This is a genomic window from Rhodococcus erythropolis NBRC 15567, assembly GCF_001552595.1.
Lineage (GTDB): Bacteria > Actinomycetota > Actinomycetes > Mycobacteriales > Mycobacteriaceae > Rhodococcus_F > Rhodococcus_F erythropolis.
Genome location: NZ_BCRM01000029.1, coordinates 41,980 through 59,822, shown reverse-complemented (window position 1 = coordinate 59,822; position 17,843 = coordinate 41,980). Strand labels below are relative to the sequence as shown.

15 protein-coding genes are annotated in these 17,843 nt (G+C 60.5%); 11 read left to right on the top strand and 4 right to left on the bottom strand.

Annotation, left to right across the window (positions count from 1 at the left end; all coding sequences use genetic code 11):
• Positions 1 to 22 precede the first annotated feature (22 nt).
• Positions 23 to 349 (bottom strand): hypothetical protein, encoded by a 327-nt coding sequence (locus RE4_RS26615; protein ID WP_024487968.1) that lies wholly within the window; start codon positions 347 to 349, stop codon positions 23 to 25.
• Between the two features lie 1,265 nt (positions 350 to 1,614).
• Between RE4_RS26615 and RE4_RS26605 the strand changes: the two genes are divergently transcribed.
• From RE4_RS26605 to RE4_RS26575, 8 genes are all read left to right on the top strand, one after another.
• Entirely contained in the window at positions 1,615 to 3,717 is a 2,103-nt protein-coding gene (locus RE4_RS26605; RefSeq protein WP_024487970.1) for an FtsK/SpoIIIE domain-containing protein, read from the top strand.
• Between the two features lie 57 nt (positions 3,718 to 3,774).
• Entirely contained in the window at positions 3,775 to 4,131 is a 357-nt protein-coding gene (locus RE4_RS26600) for a hypothetical protein (protein WP_024487971.1), read from the top strand.
• Positions 4,131 to 5,471, top strand: coding sequence for a CpaE/TadZ family protein (locus tag RE4_RS26595; protein WP_024487972.1), 1,341 nt, complete (start codon positions 4,131 to 4,133; stop codon positions 5,469 to 5,471). Before RE4_RS26600 ends, RE4_RS26595 begins: the two co-directional genes overlap by 1 nt.
• A gap of 68 nt (positions 5,472 to 5,539) precedes the next feature.
• Entirely contained in the window at positions 5,540 to 6,772 is a 1,233-nt protein-coding gene (locus tag RE4_RS26590; protein WP_060939663.1) for a hypothetical protein, read from the top strand.
• 108 nt (positions 6,773 to 6,880) lie between these two features.
• The gene (locus RE4_RS26585) at positions 6,881 to 7,540 is read left to right on the top strand and encodes a DUF8176 domain-containing protein (protein WP_024487705.1); all 660 of its coding nucleotides are present in this window, start codon (positions 6,881 to 6,883) and stop codon (positions 7,538 to 7,540) included.
• Between the two features lie 36 nt (positions 7,541 to 7,576).
• Positions 7,577 to 8,374 (top strand): N-formylglutamate amidohydrolase, encoded by a 798-nt coding sequence (locus tag RE4_RS26580; protein ID WP_024487704.1) that lies wholly within the window; start codon positions 7,577 to 7,579, stop codon positions 8,372 to 8,374.
• A gap of 346 nt (positions 8,375 to 8,720) precedes the next feature.
• Positions 8,721 to 8,879: a hypothetical protein gene (locus RE4_RS31105; protein WP_155250631.1), complete on the top strand. Its 159-nt coding sequence runs from the start codon at positions 8,721 to 8,723 to the stop codon at positions 8,877 to 8,879.
• Positions 8,880 to 9,016: 137 nt separating this feature from the next.
• Positions 9,017 to 9,526 (top strand): hypothetical protein, encoded by a 510-nt coding sequence (locus RE4_RS26575; RefSeq protein WP_024487703.1) that lies wholly within the window; start codon positions 9,017 to 9,019, stop codon positions 9,524 to 9,526.
• A 358-nt stretch (positions 9,527 to 9,884) separates the two neighbouring features.
• Here RE4_RS26575 and RE4_RS26570 read toward each other — a convergent pair whose 3' ends face one another.
• Positions 9,885 to 13,040, bottom strand: coding sequence for an SIR2 family protein (locus RE4_RS26570; RefSeq protein WP_080666664.1), 3,156 nt, complete (start codon positions 13,038 to 13,040; stop codon positions 9,885 to 9,887).
• Positions 13,041 to 13,839: 799 nt separating this feature from the next.
• On the opposite strand from RE4_RS26570, the gene RE4_RS26560 reads away from it, so the two are divergent.
• From RE4_RS26560 to RE4_RS26550, 3 genes are all read left to right on the top strand, one after another.
• The gene (locus tag RE4_RS26560; RefSeq protein ID WP_080666662.1) at positions 13,840 to 14,550 is read left to right on the top strand and encodes an McrB family protein; all 711 of its coding nucleotides are present in this window, start codon (positions 13,840 to 13,842) and stop codon (positions 14,548 to 14,550) included.
• Between the two features lie 269 nt (positions 14,551 to 14,819).
• Positions 14,820 to 15,122 carry a 5-methylcytosine restriction system specificity protein McrC gene (locus RE4_RS31205; RefSeq protein WP_049941007.1) on the top strand — a complete coding sequence of 101 codons (303 nt, stop codon included), beginning with the start codon at positions 14,820 to 14,822 and terminating at the stop codon, positions 15,120 to 15,122.
• A complete protein-coding gene (locus RE4_RS26550) occupies positions 15,119 to 15,823 on the top strand; it encodes a 5-methylcytosine restriction system specificity protein McrC (protein ID WP_049941006.1) in 705 nt (234 codons plus the stop codon). The genes RE4_RS31205 and RE4_RS26550 overlap by 4 nt, the downstream gene beginning before the upstream one ends.
• A gap of 326 nt (positions 15,824 to 16,149) precedes the next feature.
• Here the strand turns inward: RE4_RS26550 and RE4_RS26545 are convergent, their stop codons facing one another.
• Together RE4_RS26545 and RE4_RS26540 are read right to left on the bottom strand one after the other, a co-directional pair.
• Complete coding sequence (locus tag RE4_RS26545; RefSeq protein ID WP_021344818.1) at positions 16,150 to 17,025, bottom strand: slipin family protein; 876 nt, start codon at positions 17,023 to 17,025, stop codon at positions 16,150 to 16,152.
• A complete protein-coding gene (locus tag RE4_RS26540; RefSeq protein ID WP_021344819.1) occupies positions 17,022 to 17,576 on the bottom strand; it encodes a DUF5994 family protein in 555 nt (184 codons plus the stop codon). Before RE4_RS26540 ends, RE4_RS26545 begins: the two co-directional genes overlap by 4 nt.
• Positions 17,577 to 17,843 lie beyond the last annotated feature (267 nt).

The window sequence follows — 17,843 nt, the reverse complement described above, 5'->3', positions numbered from 1 at the left end:
GTTCTCTGCGCAGGCATCAGCGTTAGGTCGAGATACCGACGAGCCCGAGAAGCCAATTGCCGATCCCCGTGGCCGCCGATTCCGATGTCGCGATACCGAGGTAGGCAAGCCCGAACAACCCGAGTCCGCCGACGGTGAAGACCCGCGACAAATTGCCCTTGAGCCCGCCGACGAGAACCACACACGCGAGGGCGATGAGGATGGTGAAGACGATGTTGTCCTTGATCCACGCGCGCAGACCACCGGTATTGACGTCCGTCGACTGCGCGAAGGTCACCGCGTCTGCGGCGAGCGGTGGATGCGTCGCCGGGATCGACACGTCGATCACGGTGGAAGCAAGAGAAAACATGAGCACTCTCCAACACAGTGGTGGAACCAGACCCCACGAATGTGGTTGTGCGGAAACGTAGAAGAGTGGTGGTAGGAATTTCAATGCGACCTGTGGATAACTTTTCGGCTCCGCGGTTGGCGGTTTGTCGATCAGCGTTGGCGCGTGTCGTCGTGGGGAGTGTGTTCGGTGTCGCGATTTATCCGTCGGGGATCTCTCGGTGCTCGCGGGGAACTACTTCGAGTGTTGGGCATGCGTGTCGACGTCGTGGTCTTCGTTGCGGGTGTCCGCGGAAGTCTTCCTCACACGCCGCGGGGAGCGTTCCTTCAGTGGAGCGGCAGAGGGTCGCGAATCGGCATGGTCGAAGGACCCGCCACAGACCATAGAGATCGACACATGTCTCACTCGCTGTGCTTCGTGGCCTTCGTCCGCCTGAACAATCTGGCACAGAACCATTTTCGAACGTGTCCGCCAGCTGTGCGAGTCACCCCCGCTGGAACTTGCTCAATGCACCCGCGCCGTGGGCATGATCAGAAGTTCGAAGAACAGTTCGTCTCCACCGCCTGCGTGGTGTGCACGCTCTGCATGCATAGCGTGTTCAGCACGCACCCGCAGCAGGCTGCGCACCCCGTACTCGAACAACCCCACATCGAGGGTGCCTGCAGAGGCCGCGGGCAGAGGTGGAATTCAAGGGCCCGATTCACACTTCCCCTTCGGGGTCACTCCCCCGGCCCTTCGGGCCTAGGGGGAGTGTACTTCTCAAAATTGCTTCGCGCCAACATATTTCGATCAGCTGCTGGTCAGGGTTCTGAACGGAGTATCGCCGGGTCATTCTGGCGTGGCGCCTGCCGCGGTGTGGTCCACACCGTTCTCAGGTGTTCGCGCACTGGGTTCTGTACCTCACGACGTGAGACGTTCGAGAGCCTGAAAGGGGCCGGCAAACAGTGGCGCAAGAAGACACAAACCACCCGAGAGGAACATCGTCATCGGGCCCGCGGCGTAGGTGGTTGAACAAGTCCCCAGACGGTGTAGCGGCGATGCCGTCGCGGGGTCTTCGATCGGTAATGCGCAGCGCCACAACCAGAACCATCTGCGGGTAGAGGCGATGGGTGTTTCTCGTGCCCCGGTATCACCGCTCGGGCATGTGACACGCGCTCCAGCCACGCACCCGCGAAGCAAGTTATCCACAGGCGGGTTGAGATCGCTTCCCGCGCTCTGTGACAGTGCACCCCACACACCCCCGGCGATGACCGTCGTGGACTGGATTCGAGTGAGAGGAGTAGACGGTGAGCAGAAGCCAGCAGGACCCGCTCAAAGACTTTCTCGTCGATCTCTTCGGCTCCGACAAACCCCAATCGCGAACAAATGGTGTGGGGGAGTCCGCCATCCGTCCGTACAGGGCGTGGGCGCCTTTCGCCGTCATCGCAACGACACTCGCGTTTCTCGCGCCGCGGCTCCTCGAACTCGCCGAACAATTCTCGACCCCTCAGCTCGACGGGGCAGTCTCCGCAGTCCACGAGTATCGGTGGCCGCTGGCCGCTCTCACTCTGGGCTTGCTAGTCTGCGATATCGCACGGTTCCTCACCCGCCGTCACCGCGCCGGACTCGACGCCCAAGTCCGGCAAAGCACCCGCCATGCCCCGGTCAAAATCACCGTCGGTTACCCGCCCGGCATCACCACCCTGCGCAGCGCCACCATCACGCTGGCACGCGGCGCAATCATCCGTCCGAAAGAGCTCGACGAATTCACCACCGCAGTACGGGGTTCCGCGAGCAGGCACACCAGCAAGTGGACCTACGCCGTCGTCCACGACGCCCACCGCGACCGGATCCGCATCACCCGCGCGCTGACTCAGCCCGACCTCCGATCGCCGCGGCACAAGGCGCTGGCGAACTCCCTCAAAGACGGACCGCTGAAAGAGCCTGCCGTGAGCGTCGCCTCGCTCGACGGTGACATCGAAACCGCCTTCAAGATCACCTTCACACCCGCACTCTCCAGTGGTGCACGCGGATTTCAGAAGAAGGTCGACGAAGCCCTCGCCGCCCTCGCCGGCGAGCACGAATCCGGCCGCACCTGGGCCACCGACTGGTTTCCCTCCGAGGGCTACCTCCTGATGAGCCTGCGCGCCCCACTACCTACCCGCGTCGACCACCCTCTCGAACTCGTCGACGAGAACCTGCGGCACCTGCCCTACGCGACCGCAGCATCGGAGGTGAACATGTTCTGGGACATCTCCACCAAGTCGAACAAACCTCACTGCCTGATCGTCGGACCCACCGGCGGCGGCAAGACATCAGTGATCCGCACCCTGCTCACTGAAGCGGCACGACGAGGAATCCCGTTCCTGGGCGTCGACCCGAAAATGATCGAACTAGACGGACTCGAGGGCTACCCCGGGTGCGCCGCCATCGTCTACGACGCAGTCCGCTCCGCGATGCTCGTGCGTGCCCTGCACAGCGAAATGATGGCCCGCAACCACTACGTTCACGTGAAGAAGATCGAGCCGTCCCAACTTCCGCTCCTGATCGCCGTCCTCGATGAGTTCTTCATCCTCTCCGGCAAATGGCAGCGCCTCGCCAAAACCGGCGACGACGAAACCCGCGAACTCCTCAAAGAACTCGACCCACTCGGGGCGTGGGCCGATCTCGCCGTCCTCGCACGCTCGGCCGGTATCCGGCTCCTGCTCGGTGTGCAACGACCCGACGCGTCCCTCTTCGGCGGCGCCTCGGGCAACGCGCGCGACAACTTCGGCACCCGCATCTCCCTCGGCAACCTCTCGCAGGACGGCGCGATGATGCTGTGGGGCGACTCGCAGATCGGCCGCGAGATCGACACCTCCGTCCCCGGCCGCGGAGTCGCCCTCGGAAACGACGGAGTACCCGTCGATGCGCAGATGTGGTGGACGCCGAACGTCGACCCGCACCCCAACAAATGGAATCAACTCTCGACCTCGGAGAAGAAGATCATCGACGGGCTGCGGCCCCAGCAGGAACCGCACATCGCGTTCTACTCGACCGAACTGCGCCACTTCATCGAATCCGAACGCTCCGTCGCCACAGCGGCCCGCGCCTACGGCCGAGCTCCCGAGCCCACCGTCCTCGGCCACCACGACGACACACCTGCCGCCGACGCAGGGGATGACTTCGCCGACGCGATACCCGCCGCCGCGGTCACCGAAGGAATGACCGTCCTCGTCGACGACGGACACGGCAAGGAACACCCGGCCGCCGTCGCCGCGGTCACCGTCATTCGAGACAAAGTCAGCGGCGCCGTCACCGAAACGACCCTGACCTTCAACGGCACCGGACGGGTCAAGAACCACATCACCTACGGACCACACGAAGTCGTCCTGCTCCCTGAACCTGACACCACTGCAGCCGCGCCCTGACCCCGCGACTCGACTTCGCTGACACACCTGCACAACCCACACCCGAAAGGTCCACCCATGAGCCGCCGCATCTCCCAATCGATCACCCCCACCGCCGACGACATCACCGTGCTGCGCAACCCATTCGCAGCCCCCAAAGGCGGCGGCGACCCCGTCATCACCGAACTACGCCGCGTCCTCAAGAACGCCATCCCCACGTGGTTACCGAAACTCAGCGAAGACCAGGAACTGACCGCTCCGCGACTCGACGAAATCAAGAAAGCCGTCGCCACCCGCCGCCAGATCATCGAAGTACTCCCCGACGGCAAAGCCCGCGACGACGCCCTGGCCGCCCTCGACAAGGCCGACACCATCGTCCTCGAAATGGACACCGAACTCTCCGGCGTCGGAGCCTTCACCGGGACCACCGCGTGATGTCGACCCTTGCCATCGAAATCACCTCCGAGCGAACCGCACTCGTGAGCGGGGCAGGGGATGAGAAGGTGGAACTGTCCGCCGAGAACGGGCAGTCGATCCACGCGGTGATCGCGCAGTTCAGCCGACAGCACTCCGCCGACGCAGGCTCACCCGTCGAGGTCACCGTGCAGGAAGCGGGCCGCTCCCGCCAACTGACCGTCGCACCGGACGGGAAGGTGGCGCAATCGCTGCCCACCGGACCCATCCCCGCACCCGCCGATACACCACAGACGCAGCCGGATCACCTCGTGGACGAACCGGTCATGATGGCGGTGACACCCCTCGACGACTCACCGCCACCCGTGGGAGCAGACACCCATGCCCGGCCAGTCCCCGCGGCGCGCACACCGACCTCGACATCAGTGCTCGCAGCACCCGAGATCGCGGCAGCCTCGCACGAACCCGCCCGCACCGGACTACGCGGCCGACTCAACACCCTCCTCAACCTACGCATCGCCCCGAAACCCGAGTCCGCCGAAATGCGCCACCGCGCCGCCATCGCATCCCTCACCAGCCCCCTCCCGGGGTTCTCGATCGTGACCATCGCCAACCCGAAAGGCGGCGTCGGCAAAACCCCACTCGCGGTAGGGCTCAACGCGATCATCGCCGAACTCCGCGGCGCCGCAACCACAGTCTGCGTCGACGTCGCCGAAGTCGGCGGCAGCCTCGCCGACCGCGTCAGCACCCCACCCCGCGACGGACACGACGTGCGCTCACTGATCGCCGCCGAGACAGCCGAGCCCGGCAGAATCCGACCCTCGGCGCTCTCGCAGTACCTCACCCGCCAACCAAGTGGGGACGACATCGTCGCCGGCAACAACGGCGCCCACGGATCCAGTCTCGGCTACGACGACGCCCACGCGACGGCACAGATCTTGTCCCAGCACCGCGAGATCCTCATTGCCGACACCGGCAACAACCGCCTCGCCGGCAGCTGGCACTGGGCAACCACCCACGCGGACGTCCTCCTCGTGCCCGTCCCGCTCCGCCGCGACGCCGCCGCAGCCGCGCACCGCATGCTCCTCGACCTCGCCGCCACCGCCGGCCCGACGATGATGGCTCGCACCATCGTCGTCATCACCGACGGACCGGGAGATGCACCGATGGTCGAAATCGACGCTGTCGAGGCCTTTCTCGACGCCGGCGTCCATTCAGTCGCCCGGATGCCGTTCGAACCACTCTTCGCCTCCGGCGAGCGCATCTCGCCCTCGAAGCTTCGGCGCAGCACGACCGAATCCCTGACCGTCGTTGCGTCGACCGTCATCGATCTCATCGCCCACGCCGCTGACCGACCTTGATCAGCCGGCGCCTCACACCAAACCTCCCGCCGACACCAATCCGCACCATTCTGAACGAAAGGCACCACATGAGCATCGACACCACCGCAGGAAACCGAGCAACCCGCCGCGCACACCGGCACGGCCGACACCGCCGCCACACCCTCGCCCGCCAGAGCGCCATCGCAGTCGTCGCAGCCGCAGCAGTGGCCGCCGGAATCACGCTCGCACCACCAGCACTCGCAGCGCCCGGCCAGGCCGGCGTCACCGACGGAGGAGGACAAGCAGGCATCACCGACGGCGGCGGACAGTCCGGCGTGACCACCGAACCCACCCCGCCGCCGGCCATAGAAGCTCCAGCCCCGACCGAGCCCATCTACTGGATCGACCCACCCGCGCACTACCAGAACATCGACTACCAGCCGCTACCGAACTGGGACTACGACACCAACACCTACACACCACCCACCTACACCGACACCACACCGACCGACTACACCCAGCTCCATCTCCCCGGCCCCGGCCCCGTCGACGTCGTCGCACCGATCATCGCCCCCCGCGACACCCTCCGCATCGGAACCTTCCACATCGCACAACCGAACTGGGTCTCCGACGTCGACCTCGAACGGACCAACAACACCACCGCCATCATCGAATCCGGAGTCGCCACCGGCTGGAACTCCCTCGGTATCCCCGTCGACAAAGCCAGCCGAGACGCCGCCACCCAAGTCGGCGGTGCCGCAGCCGGAGCACTCGCCGGAGGAATCGGCCTCGCGACCCCGTTTGCCATCGGAGGAGCGCTGATCGGCGGCACCGTCGGCGGAAACATCGGCCTCGGACTGGGAAGCGTCTTCGTCCCCGGAATCGGCTGGGTAGCAGGGGGTCTCGCCGGAACCGCCGTCGGCGCCGGGACGGGCGCACTCCTCGCGGGCGCCCCCGCGTTCGTTCTCGGCGGACTGGGCGGTGGAATAGCGGGATTCACCGCAGCCGTCGCGTACGGCGCAGGTGAACTCGGCGAACCCGTCGAAATCGAGGTCCCCGACGTCGACCAACCCGCCGTGACCTCCCAGACCCAGGACACGCTCACCGACTGGGAGAACTCCGGCCCCATCGGTGAGGCCGTGGCCACTACTGTCCGCGACACCGTCGCCGCAGCCCCTGCGATCGACCAGCAGGCCCGCGACTTCGTCGCAGCACAGCCCGGAGGCGAGCAGATCATCGAACACGTCGACACCGCACTCACGGAATTCCTCACCAACGCCACCCCGGGCCTGGCGTCGTCGCTGATCAGCGACGCAGTCGGAGTGGGTATCGCGGCGTAAAGCCCGCATGATCAGAGCCGTTCAGGGTGGGCGGCAACGCGCCGCCCGCCCAGAACCTGTCCATGCGCCACTGCAGAACCAGGCATGAGCACCGAAAGGACGACACCGATGACAAACACAAAAAGACACCCCGCGGTAGTCGACCTAGTCGGCGGCACACCCCAGCGCGCAACCGCCGACACGACCCCAACAGTCACCGCACCCGTGCCCCCGACGCCGCCGAAGCGGCCGCGCACGAAGGATTCCCGATCACCTCGCCTGCACTACATCGCTGCCCTGATTGTCGTGGTCGCGCTGCTCGGTTGGCTCTCCCTGCGTCTGCTCTCCGGCAACGACGAGAGCGCACCGAAAAGAATCGCCGACGAGACAAACACCTCGGAAACGGCACCTACCCTCGACATCACCCCACCCGCTCCCGCCGCTGCTGAAACTGATCTGACCGCATGCCGCACCGACCCCGGAGACCAGAAAAGCGGCCCCGGAGTCATCGCAGCATTCGAACACGCCTACTACGTCACCCGCTCCGGACCAGCCGTCCGTGCACTCACCACCCCCGACACCTCCCTGCCGCCGGCAGAGAAGATCCAAGCCGGAATCGACACCGTCCCAACAGGAACCACCCACTGCGTGCGCATCACACCGATCACGGCCGGTATCTACTCCATCGCTCTCACCGAAATGCGACCCGGCCAACCGCCCGCACAGTTCCCCCAGACCATCACCACCACAAACATTGACGGCCGGTGGTTCGTCGACGTCATCAACTGAAACCGGCACCAGTTCCACACTCGCCAAGGAGATTTCATGAATCCCAGAACCCTGATCGCGGGCGATGCATCCTCGCCCGTCATCTTGCACGTCCCTCACGCCTCCCGCACAATTCCAGGCGAGGTTCGCTCGTCCCTGACCGTGACCGATGATCAACTCGCCGCTGAATTGGATGAGATCACCGACGCCCACACCGACGTCATTGCGCAGCACGCCGCCCGATCCGCCGGTGTCCCACCGTGGACGTTGCGTAATGACCTCTCCCGTCTGGTGATCGATCCTGAACGATTCCCCGACGAGCGCGAAGAACTCAATGCCGTCGGGCGCGCTGCGGTCTACACCCGAACCTGCAACGGAGCCGTCCTACGCAACGCCGACAACGCCACACGAGATGCACTGCTCGATAACTACTTCCATCCCTACGTCGCCGCGATGTCCGATCTGGTGACGGACCGCATCGCCGCCACTGGCCGCGCCGTGATCATCGACGTCCACTCCTACCCGACATTGCCGTCGACGTACGAGCTGCACTCCGACGGGCCCCGGCCGGCGTTGTGCATCGGCACCGACCCACACCACACGCCGCCTTGGCTTATAGAGGCCGCCTACGCCGCGTTCTCCCCCCTGACCGATATCGGCATGAACACCCCATTCGGTGGTACGTACGTGCCCCTCGACCGCTACAACACCGATCCCCACGTGTACTCGGTGATGATCGAATTGCGCCGTGACCAATACCATACCGAGAGAAGCGAACTCGTCGACATCGCCGCCGAAAACCTCGGAGCGATGCTCGGACGTCTCGTCGACGCGGCAGATCGGGGGAGCCGATAGATGTGCCAGAAGTACCCCGGCCCCCGCTGCACCCCGCACGTGCGAGCACGCCTCCACAGCGCTCGCCGACGAGTCGCTTCGGCGCAGGCATTGTTCGACGCGAACCCGGCAATCGTTCGAAATCGGAAACGATTGGACGCTGCGAAAACGAACCTCGCCGCCAGGTCCGCCCAATACGACGCGACGCGCGGCGGGCAAACCGAGTTGCACAACCAACTCAACACGGAGGACGATCCAGGTAAGCGAGAACCGCTGCAGCGTCGCCTCCGACTGGGCAAAGCGACACGCGAGCAGCAGATTAGAGCAACATCAGGTTTCACCCCTGACGACTCGAAGGACAGTAGCGATGATCGAGAACGAAATACCGACCCTGACACAGGAGCAACGCGAAGCGTTCTGGCGCCGGTGGGGATGGAGCCCGGATCTCCCAGAAACCGAGCGTTTGGCGATCGAACAGAAATGGGACGACTTGGCAATCGACCTGGCGGAGTTCCACGGCTTCTGATTGACGACCGGCGCGTCACGCCGGTCGCATTGCATCGATTGCCCGAGCAACGCGCGCAAGTGATCAGGAGCCGTGGCGACAGCGCACCCGAGTTGTACGAGTTGCACCCGCGTGATGCGCGGACATATCGTCAACAGATGGAAGCGCTGCGAGAGGGAAACCCGTACGCATCCTCCGTCTATGTCTACAACGATGACGAATACGCGGGAATGCGTCTCTTCGTGACCGACGACGGCCGCTCCGGCATTGCACTCAAGGACGACGAGATCGTCTCACTCTACGCACACCGCGACACCAGCCATCGACGCGCAGCGAATTCGATGCTAGAAACCGCAGTCGCTGCAGGTGGACGACGGTTGGACTGCTTCGACACTGTCCTTCCCGATATCTATGCGAAGTCCGGATTCATTCCGGTTGCGCGGTTGAAATGGAACGACGACTACGCCCCCGCGGGCTGGAACTACGAGTTGTATCAGCGGTACAACGGTGGACGGCCTGATGTGGTGTTCATGGCTCACGACGGGACCGCTGTTGAATCGGCGTATCAACCGGGTGCTGGGCGCTACGTCGACTCGTACGACGACGGTGTCAAGGCAGTCCACGCCCGAATAACTCGATCGAGGTCGAAATTGCCAGATGCCAGGTGATTGGGATAGTCAGGATTCCATGCTGTCAACTTCTCGCTGTTTGCCGTAGTGGCTTATATGCCGGCGGCCGACCAATTCAAGTGAGATGAGTGGCGACCATTCGAATTACGTGTCTTCTGACGCCGCACAGTACGGAATTCAAGATCGGAATTTTCGGATACCCAAGTTTTCCGGTCTTGGGGATCTAAGCGAACTCTATCATCGACTTTGTGAGTATGTTTCGAATCTCTCGGATTCGGTCAGCGAGAAGAAGGACGCCCTGTGTTCTTGGCTTCCGGAGAGGATGGGCGTGGCGCCCCCTACATCCCATATATAGCAAGCGGGCCACGTCACCATCCTCCTCGGTGCAGCGTAACTGCTACCGGCTGACCTCCAGCGCACGCTGCCTGACTGATTCGACTGCGCGGGCTTTCGCCCATGAATCGCGCAGTTGCTGGCGGTATCGTGTTTCGAGTCTTCCTCGCGCCTTTTTGCTGATTTTCAGCGGCGCTTGAGACATATAGAAATTGGTAAGAAACCGTTCGAGAGATCGGTGAAGCCCGGAGTTCTGGGCGCTCGCTATATATGACGACTTGACAAACACCCTTACGAATATCTGAACGGCCTGAATGTTCTTGTTTTCCAGAAGTACGGAATCGAAACGGCCATGCCAGTATTTCGCATCATGCATTCCGTCCAACATATAAGCCGGGAGCATGATATGCATGAGTCCCATATTCTCTTCGTTCTCGGCTATACGCTCTAGCGCTTTCCGTAGCTTTATTGTCGAAAGCTCTTCTTCGATTCCTCTGTACGCCTCATACATTGACCAGGAATCTACCAAGTTATTGGTCACGATATCCCGTCGTTCGGGATTTATTTCTAATCGGTCGCCAATGACTCTAACTATCCCTTCAATCATGGAACGGAGTTGTGGCGACCCATTAATTATATCGATATAATGACCCCAGACACTCAAAGTGCTCTTGAGTAAATCTTCTTTCAAGCTCGGATTTTCAACGAGTTCGCTATCTCGAAGGATATTAGAAACTAAGGTTATAGTTCCGGCTAGTTTCATGTCGAGCGGAGCATCTTCTAGATTGGAGGAAGGGAACGGACTGTCGTTCTGAAATATCTGAGGGTCGTACAAGGGCTCATTGGAAGCGGGGAAGTTTTTGAAAGTATTTTCTATTGGAACCTGTAGATCGATATCTTCGATTACAGCTTTTTCATCAGCTTCGGACGGATCTTCGATGCAGTCTTCCCCTGATTCTGCGTCAATCGTAAGACTCAGTCGTTCAGCGAGAATTTCAATCGATTTCTCTCGCCTGTTGGTTTCCTCAGGGTCAATGAGGCCGAACAGCCCAGACATCGGAGACTCATTTTTGTCTGCTGGTTTTATTTGATCAAAAGCCCATTGGACTAGTTTTTCGTCATCGCGTTTTAGCGCAGCATAGTGTCGAATTATTGCACCATAATACAGCGGCCGTGCGATCAATTTCGTGAGTATCTCCCTGTCTTTGACAGCGGCCCGAGCTGCGAATATGTGCATGTAGACGTTCTGCCTGAATCGGACGACGGTCCCTCTATTTACCAGAAGCCCCTTTGTTATTAAATCTCTTATGACAATATCAGGACTGTCGGACCAGTCAAGGCTTTTAACTAGTTCGGAAATATACACTATCAGCGAGGTGAGGTCTATCGAGGCAGAGTCATCTTCGATGATTTTCATCGCGATCGATTCTAGTACTCGTGAGTATCCCGCTGAGTCGATTTGCGAGTGCATATCGTCTCTAAGGTTCCCGCGCCCGAGTAACGAATCTACGAAAGCGTCAATAAAAGACGTGTTGGAAACCGTGTTGATCCAGCCATCGTCATTTGCCACGCCTGAAATTAGAAGAATTATGGCGAGCGGTGTTCTGGAGAGTCGCTCTTTTCTGGTGATGGAGAGTACTCGTGCAGCTATGGGCTGTGCCTGCTGTGGATCGATCTTCTGTGCAAGTTCTTTCGCTTGGGTAATTCCGAATTGTCCCAGATAGATCGGCTTTGGATTGCTCTTGTAGCTTGAATGGTCTCGTTGTATTCGAAGTTCAACGCCCGGGCGGCATCCTAGCAACAGAAAGGGTATTTCTAGGTCGGAAAGTTCGGAGATTATCTTCGCGAGTTTATCGTTGATAGCGGCGTTTACATTATCAATTGCCACACATAACCTGTGGAACGGTATTGGTTGAGCATCGCTGAGGGGTGCGCTCGCTCCTCTCAGTGTCTTTCGAATGGATTTGGCGACTGACTTATTTCCGCCGGAAAGTTTGGAATAGTCAATCAGCACGGGCATGTGACCGTCAAATTCTGATCTCTTGAGGATCATCCAAATCAAGGTAGTTGTTATCCCGCTTTGCTCCTCGCCGACGATTGTCAGTATTTTGTTTTGACGAATTTCGTCGATGGGTTTGAGGACTTCTATATCTGAGTCTTCATTGTCTTTTTCTTCTGAAAACTGTTCTGGAGGCACTGGAAGAAGGATTGGTTCGACAACAAGATCATCCAGTTGAATCTCTTCTTCGCGCGTCTTTCTCGATATGGCTGAGCTGTCTTTGAGTCGATCGATAAGTACTGTTCGACAGACTTGTGTTACGCGGTTGAAAGTGTGTGGATCCTCAATCTTTTCCAGTACGATTGAAATCTTTTTCGATGCCAAGGACTTTACGAAAGGCGTTAGATCCGTGTAAGTTTCTCCGTAGGGCACGGAAATTATTGGTGTCCCGCCATCTTGGGAATTTGCGTACGCTAAGTCTCCGCTTCGGCAAAGTGCGTAGTGAGTTGCCCCGGTCGAAAGGTCGGAGAGCCAACGCCAAAGGGAGGTCAAATGCGGGTCGTGTAACCCTGAGCCAAATCCAACAAAGATCATAGTCCGTAGAAGGCCAACACTCGATCGTAATGCTTCCAGGTTCTTATCATTGACAACTTTCTCGTAGTCGGTACTGGTTATTATTATGGACTCTGGTTCATTCCAGATTCCGTGTAAGTGAAGGATAGAATCATTGTCGGTGGAGACCAGCGCGCTCCTCGATCGGCGCACATCCGACCAGCAAACAGATTTCCTTCCAGTGATGTCCTCGAATACTGTGTCGTAGTTCGTTGTGATCATTGGGAGGTTGAGAGATTGAAGGGCAAGAGCGAGCGATGTTTTTGAGGAATCAGGTTTTAGGATGCCTAGAGTTGATTTTAGGAAGGATGAAAAATGCTGGGAAGAAGTGCCACCCATAGAGTTTGTGATTTTCTGTGCTGCGGTGAGGAGGAACTCGGCGTCATCTTCTTCTACTCCGATTTCGATATCGTTAAGTATGCTGTCAGTGATTCTATTGCTAGTTGCCGGTATGTTCGAAGATATGTATTCTATACCGCTGCGTAAAAGCTCAGGCCATGAGCAATTTCTTGAATCAGTGACAGAGGCCGCTGAAAACCCCGTTCCGATTACCAGAAGTGCGGTATGCTGCTCGATTGCAGTCTTCATTTCCTCGATGTGCTGACTCACCAGTGCGCCTTCCGTTTAAGTTTCGAATCTGCAGACCATGGTGCATTGATGTGGATTTAGTCGTCGTAGATTACCCTGCTCCGGGGGCATAGGCGGAAGATGTCGGAGAAGTTGGGGCATCCTGTCGACTTTCCCATCGATGTCGTATCAGTGACTGGTGTGGGGGCTTTCAACGGTGGAACGGCGTTTGGTGTTCGGCGATGGTCGCAGTTGTGGCTCCTGATCTACTTCGGCCTGCATGTGCACTCGTTGAGCGCGGAGGAACGGGAGGCCCTCGCGACGGACCCGTTGGCGTTCCGCGATGCGTTTGCGGCTGTGCCGGCGCCGAACGAGCCTGTCCAGCGTGCTGCCGTGCGGTACCTGGCGTTCCCGAAGTTCTTCCGCGCGATAGTCAACGCGGGACACCGGCGTCTGATCCGGGACACCTTTGCGTCGTATCTCCAGCGCTCGGTTTCTGACGATGTCGACGTCGACCTTGACGAGATCATCCGTGCTTTCGAAGCCGAGCAGAACGGCCCCGTCGATTTCTATCAGGAGCCGTGGAAGTCGATGTGGAAGCCGGTCAAACCGCTCAAGAAGGTTGACGCGACCGATGACGATGTCGATGAGGTCGAAGGTTCCGACGACGAATTGCTTGTTCCGACAACGGAATTCTCTATCGTGGATCCGGACCAAGAGTTGGCGGAGGCGTTGCATGTGGATCTCGGTTGGCTGGCCGGGTGTACCGATCTGCTGCGTGATCGCCCGCAACTGATCTTTTACGGGCCGTCCGGTACCGGGAAGACGTACATCGCGAAGGATGTTGGCTCGGCATCTCGCCGGCCCGGACAACGTCACCATCGTGCAATTCCACCCTGCCTACAGCTACGAGGATTTCTTCGAAGGCTTCCGGCCGACCCCGCGCAGCGATGGGCAGGTCGGCTTCGAACTCAAACCGGGTCCGATGCGCCGCTTGACCGATCGCGCCCGTAAGCATCCGGATCAGTTGTTCGTGCTGGTCGTCGACGAGATCAACCGCGGAAACCTCGCCAAGATTTTCGGTGAGTTGTACTTCCTGCTCGAATACCGCGACGAGGCAATCGATCTGATGTATTCCTCGGGCGATGCCGAGCCGTTCACACTGCCACGCAATGTGGTCATCATCGGCACGATGAACACCGCGGATCGCTCGATCGCTCTCGTGGACACCGCCATGCGCCGTCGCTTCGGATTCGCTGCGTTGCTCCCGGCGCAGGGGCCCACGAAATCGGTCCTGAGACGTTGGCTCACCGCCCGCAAGTACCCGCAGCGTGTCGCGGATCTGCATCTTGCGTTGAACGCTGCGATCGACGATCCGGGCTTCCAGATCGGACCCTCGTATTTCATGCGTCCGGCGGTTCGCAGTGATGGGGGATTGGCGCAGGTATTTCGGCAGCGCGGTTATCCCGTTGCTCGAGGAATTTTCGCTTCGGTGATCGCACCGTGGATCTCGAAGCCCGATACGGCCTTGCTGCTCTGGAGAAGTGCCTGACCGCCGGTGAATGATCCGGTTACGGTGACTCTCTTCGAGCGGCCACGATGCGGTTACGGCTGCGCCGGCTGTCTGGTGTGCCGCCCGCAGGTGGCGTTGACGCCGGAGGGTGCTGCCGCGTTCGCGGCCACTGGGCTGGTCACGGTCACACCCACGACCATTCCCGGAGTGTTCACACTGGCCGCCACCGAAGAAGATCGGTGCCGTGACCGTCGGTGCTTTCACTGTGAGGGTGGAACCGAAAACATCGATCAGCTGCGTGATCTTCGATGGTGGGATACGCCGGTGACCCTGCGTGGTGGTCGCAGCACACCGCACTCGCCGACACGGATACCGACCTGGTTGCCGCATTAGCCGAAGCGCTCGTCGCCGCTGCCGAGCGAGCGACCGCCCGTGGACTGCTCTCCGGCTACCGCGAAGTCGAAGACTCGGGCCCGGTCTTGCGCGGGCGGCTACGCGCGGGCGATCAGATCACCCGACGATTCTTCGCTCGCACTGCCTGTGGAGATCCGCTACGACGAATAGGGGCGAAGACATCGCCGAAAACCAGCTGCTGCTCGCCGCCACCGTGATTCTGCTCGATTCCGCGGTAGTCCCGCCCCGTCTGCAGACGAGGCTGGCCAGGGGTCGCCGCGCCCTCGCAGACGTCACACCGCCCACCGCTGGTGCCGAACCGTCCCCGGCGCGAACGAGATTGAACGAGCGCTACCACTGGGCATTGCAGTTGTCGGAGTTGATCACCGAGCATCGGTCCATCGAGCACCGCATCGGGACTGTCGTCGTGCGAGGCTTCGTTCTCGACATGTGGAAAGTGTTCGAGGATTTCCTGATGACCACCACCGCTGCTGCGATCGCGCGCCGCGGCGGCAGGGGAGTGCGTCCCGGATCCGGTCCGACACGCTTCCTCGATCACGGCCGCACCGTCACGATAGAACCTGACCTGACCTGGTGCAACAGCGACGGCAAGCCCGTGGCAGTGATCGACGCCAAGTACAAAACAACCGCGGCCGGCAAGAGGGGGCCGAACGCGGACATGTACCAACTGACCGCGTACTGCACTGCCCTTGGCCTCCGCGAAGGTCACCTGATCTACGCGAAAGGCGACACCGCCTCCCACGCGGTCGAGGTTGTCGGCGCCGACATCACCATCTACTGCCACGCCCTCGACCTGACCACCCCGCCAGCGGAGTTGCTGGCCTCGATCGACGTGCTCGTCGAGGCTATGAGGGCTCGGCACGGTGATGAATTCTCGGTGGTCGGGGAAGGCTCGTAGTCGTTGCAGGCAAGCAGCATTGGACGATCACGGAAGTGCTCGACGAGTGACGTGCTCCGCGGGCACCGCAGTGCTCCCATAGCCGCCGACTTTTGTCGGTTTTTCGTCCGGTATGCGCTCCAGCGTTGCCTTTATCAAGCGATGGTCGGTAGCCGGGCGACCTGTGGGTAGCGCGGGGGTATACGGGATACCTGATATGGCTTCGGCACGTCGTACCCGAACAATTTTTCATATGGGTTCGGCGTGTCAATTACGATTGAGTTTCTCAGGCTGCGTGAATCGGACACTTGTCTCGTGTCCGTGCAGCAAACCCCGGGCGAAGGTCGTCAGTGTGCAGGGATGGGCACTGGCGTCCCGTTGGTATCGGGCGGCGCCGGTGTGTGAAGAGGCGGACGGATAGCGGGTTTTTGCGTGGTGTGACCGAGGTCGGTGGAGGCTCGGGTTTCCTGGGCGAGGAAGTTGCCGAGTTCACCGATTGCGCTCATCAGGGGGGCAGGGAAGACGATGGTGGTGTTTTTCTCGACTCCGAGTTCGACGAGGGTTTGCAGATTGCGGAGCTGTAGCGCCAGGGGATGCGCCATCATCGTGTCCGAGGCGTCCCCGAGGGCTGCTGCTGCCAAGGATTCACCTTCTGCGGCAATGATTTTCGCTCTCTTTTCGCGTTCGGCTTCTGCTTCGCGGGCCATGGCGCGTTTCATGCTGTCGGGTAGTTGGATGTCTTTGAGTTCGACCAGTGTTACTTCGACGCCCCATTCGAGGGTTGCGACGTCGAGGATCTTGCGGATGTCGGCGTTGATGGTGTCGGTCTCGGAGAGCGCTTGATCGAGGCTGTGTTGTCCGACGATGTTGCGCAGGGTGGTTTGTGCGATCTGGTTGATGGCTGTGTCGACATTTTCTATGGCGACAACGGATTTCACGGCGTCGACGACGCGGAAGTAGGCGACGGCGGCGATGTCGACGCTGACGTTGTCACGGGTGATGATTCCTTGGGATTGGATCGGCATTGTCACGATGCGCAGTGATACGCGGGTGAGGCGGTCGACGAGCGGGATGATTACGGTCAGGCCGGGCGTCCGAACGTTTTGGACTTTGCCGAACCGCAGCAGTACTCCGCGTTCGTATTGGGTGATGACGCGAATCGACATCGCGAGCGCCCCGAGGATCACGACGACGATCACCGCGATGATGATCACGGCGGTCATGACCGCACCGCTTCCGGGGTAGCGCGGTCCTCGAGTGCCGAGGGATGCGGTTGTTGCAGGTGTCGGTCCATGTCGGCGCCAGTCTTTGCGATCGAGAGCAGCTCGGTCACGGGCGATTCGTTTCCGGCTTGGGCAGCGACAGTGAGGGCGCGATGCGCAGCATCAGGATCGCAGTGCGGCGGGACGACGAGTATCACGACTTCTCGCCCGTCGACGCCGGTGACGTACACGGTGCCGTGTGGTTGAAATCTGTAGCCGTCCAACCGGACCGAACGACCTGCGAAAGGAAGTCGAGTGGGGCGCGAATCCCATCCGTTCAGATCGTAGGCAACCCGATCGATCGGCCCCAGGCGTGTGATGACTGCGGTGAGCAGTTCGGGAAGCTCGGCTTCGAGGTCGGTGGAATACGGCCACCAGGCGCCGTCGACGCTACCGATCGGCGCCGAGGTGGAGTTCTGGGGTTCGGGCTTGAGCCTGAGCCGCGGAATCCGCGGCTCGTTGATGCCGTGATCGGTGTCTTTGGAGGGGATGACGGTGGACTCGTGCGTCATGACGACGCTCCTGTCTCGACCTGAGGTGGCCGAAGTAACTGCAATTCGGTGGCGACGTGAAAACGGCGATCACGTGCGGTGTGCATCCGATATCTTCGACGATACGCCCGCGAGGCTGCCGAAGCTGGTTGACGAGGGCGTACTCGACACGTTCACTGCCCACGAACCGGGGCGCGTTGGGAGCGAGAGCCTTTCGGTCCTACCGGCCGTCAGAACAATCGGATAATTCTCGAGAAAGCATGTCCTGTCTCTGGTCAGTGCGTTGTC